This window comes from Pseudoalteromonas sp. ESRF-bin5 (assembly GCF_002632075.1).
Classification (GTDB): domain Bacteria; phylum Pseudomonadota; class Gammaproteobacteria; order Enterobacterales; family Alteromonadaceae; genus Pseudoalteromonas; species Pseudoalteromonas marina.
In genome coordinates, this window is record NZ_NTLW01000278.1 from 1 (window position 1) to 7,812 (window position 7,812).

General features: G+C 39.8%; 3 protein-coding genes, 8 tRNA genes and 2 pseudogenes. 2 read left to right on the forward strand and 11 right to left on the reverse strand.

Annotated elements, in window-relative coordinates; genetic code table 11:
- The first annotated feature begins 559 nt into the window (after nt 1–559).
- Nucleotides 560–1,975: an alanine/glycine:cation symporter family protein gene (locus BCG07_RS17085; protein WP_010557091.1), complete on the forward strand. Its 1,416-nt coding sequence runs from the start codon at nt 560–562 to the stop codon at nt 1,973–1,975.
- Between the two features lie 140 nt (nt 1,976–2,115).
- Nucleotides 2,116–3,702 (forward strand): annotated as a pseudogene (locus tag BCG07_RS17090) (BCCT family transporter).
- 484 nt (nt 3,703–4,186) lie between these two features.
- Here the strand turns inward: BCG07_RS17090 and BCG07_RS17095 are convergent.
- From BCG07_RS17095 to BCG07_RS17145, 11 genes and pseudogenes are all read right to left on the reverse strand, one after another.
- Nucleotides 4,187–4,273, reverse strand: a tRNA-Leu gene (locus BCG07_RS17095).
- 38 nt (nt 4,274–4,311) lie between these two features.
- Nucleotides 4,312–4,385: transfer RNA gene (locus BCG07_RS17100), tRNA-Cys, on the reverse strand.
- 19 nt (nt 4,386–4,404) lie between these two features.
- A tRNA-Gly gene (locus BCG07_RS17105) sits at nt 4,405–4,480 on the reverse strand.
- A gap of 127 nt (nt 4,481–4,607) precedes the next feature.
- A tRNA-Leu gene (locus tag BCG07_RS17110) sits at nt 4,608–4,694 on the reverse strand.
- Nucleotides 4,695–4,733: 39 nt separating this feature from the next.
- Nucleotides 4,734–4,809: transfer RNA gene (locus tag BCG07_RS17115), tRNA-Gly, on the reverse strand.
- Nucleotides 4,810–4,874: 65 nt separating this feature from the next.
- Nucleotides 4,875–4,960 (reverse strand) — tRNA-Leu (locus BCG07_RS17120).
- Between the two features lie 36 nt (nt 4,961–4,996).
- Nucleotides 4,997–5,070 (reverse strand) — tRNA-Cys (locus tag BCG07_RS17125).
- A gap of 30 nt (nt 5,071–5,100) precedes the next feature.
- A tRNA-Gly gene (locus BCG07_RS17130) sits at nt 5,101–5,176 on the reverse strand.
- Between the two features lie 140 nt (nt 5,177–5,316).
- A complete protein-coding gene (pgsA, locus tag BCG07_RS17135) occupies nt 5,317–5,862 on the reverse strand; it encodes a CDP-diacylglycerol--glycerol-3-phosphate 3-phosphatidyltransferase (protein WP_058429426.1) in 546 nt (181 codons plus the stop codon).
- Between the two features lie 42 nt (nt 5,863–5,904).
- On the reverse strand, nt 5,905–7,728 hold the full coding sequence (gene uvrC / locus BCG07_RS17140; protein WP_243531042.1) for an excinuclease ABC subunit UvrC: 1,824 nt from the start codon (nt 7,726–7,728) through the stop codon (nt 5,905–5,907).
- Nucleotides 7,729–7,737: 9 nt separating this feature from the next.
- Nucleotides 7,738–7,812 (reverse strand): annotated as a pseudogene (locus BCG07_RS17145) (two-component system response regulator UvrY); the annotation flags it as partial.

The following is a 7,812-nucleotide window of genomic DNA, read 5'->3' on the forward strand; positions in this document are numbered from 1 at the left end:
TTTAATATCTTTCGATATTGAATTGACTGTGCTGCAATTCCTACCGAAGTAGTTATTGCTGTTGGTCACTCAGTTTCAATTGAGACTCTAATTTGTTTGCCTCACTACCTAAGTAGCTTGGCTGTTAGAACTCAATCTGTACGAGTGCCCACACAGATGATTGCTTTATATTGTTAAAGAACGTTTGAGTTGCCTTAGCGACTCAAGGGAAGCGAATCTTACGCTTTCCTGTATTTTTGTCAACACTTAATTTTAAACTTTATAAAAATCTAAACTCAAGTTTTACTCGACTCACTAAGTGGTTTGCTTGCCTCGCTAAGCGTTGCCTGCTCTGCCGTCTAAGTGGGGTCGCATTATAGGGAGCCGCGAATTTAACGCAAGCCTTTTTTAGCTAAAAAAGTGATTTAAATTGCACCCCAAGCAAACGCACACCCTAAACACAAGTTACCCACAAACACCTGTTGATAACTCTGTTTTTATGGTCGTTTATTCTAAACACTTGGCCATTCCTATGGTAAGTTGCGGTCACTTTTTTAACGCATGTCTTTAGGTAGTATTTATGGCAGATATAATAAATAGTATAAGTGGTCTCTTATGGGGGCACGTTCTCGTATACTTATTAATAGCAGCGGGTTTATTTTTTACCTTTAAATTAGGTTTTATTCAATTTGTACAATTTCCACATATGTTCAAGGTTATGTTTGGATCTCGAAAATGTGGGAATAACGAAATCTCTTCTTTTCAAGCTTTTTGTACTTCATTAGCAGCTCGAGTTGGTACTGGAAATATGGCAGGTGTCGCTGTTGCATTGTATCTGGGTGGCCCGGGAGCTATTTTTTGGATGTGGTTAATTGCATTAATTGGTATGGCGACAAGCTTTGCCGAAAGTACACTTGCACAAGCTTATAAAACAAAAGATGCTGAAGGCAATTTTAGAGGTGGTCCAGCTTACTATATGCAAACCGGCCTAGGTAAGCGTTGGATGGGGGTTTTATTCTCACTGTGTTTAATTTTAGCTTTTGGTCTGGTATTTAATGCTGTGCAGTCAAACTCTATTGCTGCCGCTTTTGAAGTAGCATTTGATATCCCAAAATATATTGTAGGTATTTGTTTAGTTATTGGTTCTGGGATCATCATATTTGGGGGCCTTAAAACAATATCTCGATTTGCTGAAATGGTTGTGCCTTTTATGGCTCTGGCCTATTTATGTGTTGCGCTTTATGTTTGTGCTATTAACTTTTCTGCACTTCCTGATGTATTCATGTTAGTAATTAACAGTGCTTTTGGAATAGAGCAAGCCGGTGCTGGCGCTATAGGTTATGGTGTAATACAAGCGATGATCCAAGGAATTAAACGTGGTTTGTTCTCTAACGAAGCGGGTATGGGTAGCGCCGCTAATGCTGCAGCAACAGCAACACCTTACCCTCCTCACCCTGCTTCACAGGGTTATGTGCAAATGCTTGGGGTTTTTATTGACACAATTGTAATTTGTACTGCGACTGCATCACTTATCCTTCTATCTCAGCAATTAATTCCTGAATCAGGAGTATTGGGTATAGAATTGACTCAAGCAGCATTATCAGAACATGTTGGTAGTTGGGGCACTTACTTTATCGCTATTGCAATTTTATTCTTTGCCTTTACCTCTATTGTTGCTAATTACTCGTATGCAGAAACTAATCTTATGTTTTTAGAACATAACTCCCAAAAAGGGATGTTTATATTCCGCTTGATTGTTTTAGGAATGGTTATGTTTGGGGCCGTAGGTGAGCTCGGATTAATTTGGACATTAGCAGATATATCTATGGGTTTAATGGCTATTGTTAATGTAATCGCGTTATTTATGCTTTCAGGTGTCGTTGTATGGCTTTCAAAAGACTATAACGAACAACGTAAAAAAGGCCTAATCCCCTCGTTTGATAAAAGTAAACATCCAAAACTAGATAAAGAGGTAGACCCTCTAGCTTGGAAATAAAAAATAAAATAGCGAGCTCCGGCTCGCTTTTTTAGTTCTAAAATTTATTTACCCAACATTAAAACTTAGATTAATTTTTACGACTACTTTATATTTACTACGTATAGGAACACAAAGAGATATCTAAAAAAGGAAAGCAGATGGGTGACATGACAAAAAAATACAGTATCGACACCACTGATTATCAAGTTGGACAAGATAATATTCAAAAATGGGGGTTTGATATACATAATCCTGTATTTGGAATAAGCGCTTTTTTAGTTGTTTTATTTGTATTGCTTAGCTTGGTTTTTGACCCTACAGTTACCCGCGACGCATTAACCTCCACTAAAGACGCTATCATAAATCAATTCGATAGTTACTTTATGTTACTTGCTAATGCCTTTGTAATCTTTTGTATTATCTTGGCATTCTCTCCCTTAGGTAAAATTCGTTTAGGTGGTGTAAAAGCTCGTCCAGAGCATGGTTAAATATCGTGGCTTGCCATGTTATTTGCTGCAGGAATGGGCATTGGATTACTATTTTGGGGTGTTGCAGAGCCAACAGCTTATTATACAGGTTGGTATCATATGCCTATGGGGGTTGAACCCAATTCACCACAAGCACATTCATCAGCTTTAGGTGCAACTATGTACCACTGGGGTTTGCACGGATGGGCAATTTACGCAGTAGTTGGCTTAAGCTTGGCTTTTTCTGCATTTAATAAAGGCCTGCCTTTGTCTATACGTTCTGTTTTCTATCCCTTATTTGGTGATCGCGCATGGCGGTGGATGGGGCATATCATAGATAAACTCGCGGTACTGTCGACTTTATTTGGTTTAGCAACATCACTGGGGCTTGGCGCGCAACAAGCGACCAGTGGTATAAATTACCTTTTAGGCACCGATTATGGCACTGCTTTTCAAATATCTGTTATTGGCTTAGTAACGTGTATTGCTATTTTCTCTGTTATTAGAGGTATTGAGGGCGGTGTAAAAATACTAAGCAACGTTAATTTAATTTGTGCGTTTTTTTACTGTTAGTTGTTATCGTACTTACATTCTCTGATTCAATCCCTGCTGTTTGGTTTACCCTGGGAGCATACGTAGAACATTTTGTACCATTGAGTAATCCTTTTAATAGGCCCGATGAAGATTGGATGCATTCTTGGACTGTATTTTATTGGGCGTGGTGGATATCTTGTTCACCGTTTGTTGGTATGTTTATAGCGCGTGTTTCTAAAGGGCGCACTGTACGAGAGTTCTTACTTGTTGTTATAGGGCTACCAACTCTGCTTAGCCTTGTGTGGATGGGTGTATTTGGCAATATGGCAATAACACAAGTTATAGACAAAGTCGGACCACTTGGACAAAATGGTTTGACTGATATTTCAGTTACTTTATTTCAGTTACTTTATTTCAGGTATATGAACAGCTACCGTTTTCTAGCTTTATTTCTATTATTTCTATTGCTTTAGTTTTAGTCTTTTTTATCACTTCATCTGATTCAGGATCACTGGTGATAGCGGCATAACTGCTGGCGGTAAAATTGATGCACCAGTGCCACAGCGTATATTTTGGGCTACTGTCGAAGGTATGATAGCAGCAGTGTTACTTTGGGTTGGCGGCTCGCAAGCCTTACAAGCACTTCAATCGGGTGTAGTAACTACTGCACTCCCATTTTCAATCATACTTATTTTAATGTGTGTTGCGCTTATACAAGGCTTGCTAAGCGAATACCCTACATAAGGTTCAAAGCAAACTGCACTAACAATTCATCCGGTATAAGTGGCTCTTAACAGTCGCTTATACAACTCATTTAAAACTTATTATAGCCACGTCACATTTTCCTCAATCTAGCTCTAGTTAATACTTTTTTATTTTAAAAGAGCAAACCTTACTCTCATCGTGTTGAAAATATCTGATTGACTAAAAGATAGATAAAGGAGTAATTAAATTACTAATGTTCTGATTTGTTTATTTTGTTATGGACAAGTGCGTTACTCACACAGATTCACATAATTAAGTACTATTTCGGATTGGTATTAACTGAGCTGAGTGAAATAAAGTAATGACGATAAAAATTGGGCCTTGCAAAGGCTAAGTGACAAAATCTTTAAATAGTAAAGTTAAGGAGATATTAAAAATAGATTAGATGAATGAGATTTGAATATATATTAAAAAATTTGTGGTGTGAGTTTTTGTGATTTCGGATTTGGGATTTATATAGAGATGGTGCCCGAGGCCGGACTTGAACCGGCACGACTTGTTAGTCGAGGGATTTTAAATCCCTTGTGTCTACCAATTCCACCACTCGGGCATCGAGTTTGCTAATTAAAGCGTGTGGAGTAAATTATGTGGAGGCGGAACCCGGAGTCGAACCGGGGTAAACGGATTTGCAATCCGGTGCATGGCCACTCTGCCATTCCGCCTTAACGCTTCCATATAATTTGGAGCGGCACACGAGGCTCGAACTCGTGACCTCGACCTTGGCAAGGTCGCGCTCTACCAACTGAGCTAGTGCCGCATAAAACATTATCAGTAATTTTTCCGTTTGTTCGCGACCGTGTCGCGGTAAAACGTTCTGGTAACTAAACTAATGCCAAAAATACTAATTTATCAACTTCAAATTACCTTGGTATGATAATTTAAAGTGGTGCCCGAGGCCGGACTTGAACCGGCACGACTTGTTAGTCGAGGGATTTTAAATCCCTTGTGTCTACCAATTCCACCACTCGGGCATCGAGTTTGCTATTTAAAGCAAGTGGATAAAACTAATATGGAGCGGCACACGAGGCTCGAACTCGTGACCTCGACCTTGGCAAGGTCGCGCTCTACCAACTGAGCTAGTGCCGCATCATATTAATTCTACTATTACATTTTAAAAGTTATATGTTGGTGCATATAACTAAACCACAAAGTGGTGCCCGAGGCCGGACTTGAACCGGCACACTCTAAGAGCGAGGGATTTTAAATCCCTTGTGTCTACCAATTCCACCACTCGGGCATCGAGTTTGCTATTTAAAGCGTGTGGAGTGTTGATTGGAGGCGGAACCCGGAGTCGAACCGGGGTAAACGGATTTGCAATCCGGTGCATGGCCACTCTGCCATTCCGCCCCAGCACTGGGGTTATAACCTTAGATAACTTGGAGCGGCACACGAGGCTCGAACTCGTGACCTCGACCTTGGCAAGGTCGCGCTCTACCAACTGAGCTAGTGCCGCATTTCGTTATCTTGGGGGCTATGCCCTCTCAACACGGACGCATTCTACAGAGATTATTAAACGCGTCAATACAAAAAATGCTAGTTTTGAACTGTTTGCTTGTTTTTTATCTAAAACGGTGCGTTATTATACATTTACAGTTAATTTTTGGTCAATTCACTCCATGCAGCCTTCAAATATTGCAGCATAGAACTCAGGGTCAAAAAGGTTGCTATATAGAGTAGCCCAAAACTTAAATAATTCATCCAGGTGTCATATTGCCAAATCAAACCAATGATGGCTAACATTTGCGCGGCAGTTTTAATTTTTCCCATATTAGATACAGCTACATTGCCACGCTTGCCCTGCTCAGCCATCCATTCCCTTAATGCTGATATAACTATTTCTCGACTAATAATAATAAGCGCAGGAATGGTCATATACATTGACTGATATTGATCAGAGAGAGCAACAAGTGCAGCACACACCATTACCTTGTCTGCAACAGGATCTAAAAAGGCTCCAAATGGCGTTGATTGTTCTAATTTTCTTGCAAGGTAGCCATCAAGTATATCGGTAATTGATGCAAGCCAAAAAATAAAAGCGGCAGCAAAAAAAGCCCAGCTATAAGGCAAATAAAATATCACCAAAAAAATGGGGATAAGAAAAAGTCTAAATGTTGTGAGTGTGTTTGGAATATTCCACATAACTACTTGGATATGTCTTTTCTTTTATATTCGCATGAAGGGCTAGCCCTTGTCATGTAAATGGTTAAATATCTTCTCAGCCATATCAGGGCTGATCCCGGGAACTTTCTTTAATTGTTCTATATTAGCAGCTTTTACCCCCTGCATGCCCCCTAAATATTTTAATAATGTTTGGCGACGTTTAGAACCTACTCCATTAATTTCTTCCAACAATGATTTTGTTCGCTGTTTTTGGCGCTTATTACGATGCCCAGCTATTGCAAAACGGTGAGATTCATCTCGTATATGTTGTATTAGGTGAAGTGCAGGCGCATCAGAATCCATCGGAATTGTTTTACGCCCCCCATCTATGAGTAATGTTTCTAGGCCAGGTTTACGGCTCGTTCCTTTTGCAACTCCGACTAGCAGAGGCATTTTAGAATGAGACCAATTAGAAAAATATTGCTCTGCACGCCCTAACTGTCCTTTACCGCCATCTATAAATATTACATCTGGGATTTTGTCTTCATCCACTAATTTGTTGTAACGCTTATTTAAAGCAAACTCCATGGCTGCATAATCATCACCACCGGTTATACCGGTTACATTATAGCGCCTGTATTCTTTTGTATTTGGGCCTTGCGAATCGAAAACAACGCAACTTGCTACCGTGTTTTCTCCCATAGTATGGCTTATATCAAAACATTCCATTCGCGCTATATCATCTAGGCGTAATGTTGCTTTTAATTGGGCATAGCGCTTATTAATAGAGTCTTGTGTACTTTGTTTGACAGCAATACTGTTTAACGCATTTTTATTTGCTAGTTGAAGGTATTGCGCACGCTCTCCACGTGTAACCACTTTAAGCGCCACTTTACGATCGCTTATTTGCGTCAGTGCTTCGCTTAACGCACTGCTCTCTTCTATTTCAAACGGGAGTATAATTTCTTTAGCAATGCGTCCTGTTGCACCTGGTGCTAAATAATATTGACCTAAGAATGAAGTTAAAATTTCTTGCTCGCTTGAATCTTTTGGTACTTTTGGAAAGTACGTTTTACTGCCGAGCACTTTATGATCGCGAATCATTAATAAATGTATGCCGTTTAATCCATTTAAATGCGCGAAGCCCACAACATCCATTTCTGCAAAATTACCTGAAATAGACTGCTGCTCCTGCATTTTACGCAGTAGCATTATTTGATCACGTACTTTTGCGGCAAGCTCAAAGTTGAGCTCCGCACTGGCCGCTTCCATTTTTTTTATTAGTTCGGCAATGACTTCATCCGATTTACCCGTCAAAAATTTGCGAACATAGTCAACTTGTTCACTGTAGTCTTGCTCGGTAACTTTGTTAACGCATGGCGCAGAGCAACGCTTGAGCTGATACTGCAAACAAGGGCGACTTCGGGCACGATAATAAGCATCTTCGCATTGACGAACGGGAAATATTTTTTGCATTAAACGCAAACTTTCCGAGACCGCGCCTGCACTCGGAAATGGACCAAAATACTCACCTTTTATTTTGCGGCTACCTCTATGGAACGCTAACCGCGGATGCTTATGGTTTGTTAATAAAATATAGGGATAGGACTTATCATCTCGCAGTAGAATATTATAACGAGGCTGATATTTTTTTATGAGGTTATTTTCGAGCAGTAGCGCTTCGGTTTCTGTGTTGGTCAGTGTGACTTCAATATCATTAATGTTACTGACTAAAACACGGGTTTTGCTGTCGGTAATGTTGGATCTAAAGTAACTGCTTACGCGTTTTTTTAATTGTTTAGCTTTACCAACATAAATAACTTGGTTGTCACTATCAAGCATGCGGTAAACACCGGGCTCGCTTGATAGCGTTTTTAAAAAATGTACGTGATCAAATTCAGACATATAAAAGGGTTAGTACGACACGTCTATGTCAATCATCTTATGACGAATAGCTAAATGTGTAAGTTCAACATCGCCACCTACATT

What these genes read in the sequence shown, in the direction of transcription:
- BCG07_RS17085 (WP_010557091.1), top strand. Translation starts at nt 560, where the DNA reads ATGGCAGATATAATAAATAGTATAAGTGGTCTCTTATGGGGGCACGTT.
- pgsA (WP_058429426.1), bottom strand. Translation starts at nt 5,862, where the DNA reads ATGTGGAATATTCCAAACACACTCACAACATTTAGACTTTTTCTTATC.
- uvrC (WP_243531042.1), bottom strand. Translation starts at nt 7,728, where the DNA reads ATGTCTGAATTTGATCACGTACATTTTTTAAAAACGCTATCAAGCGAG.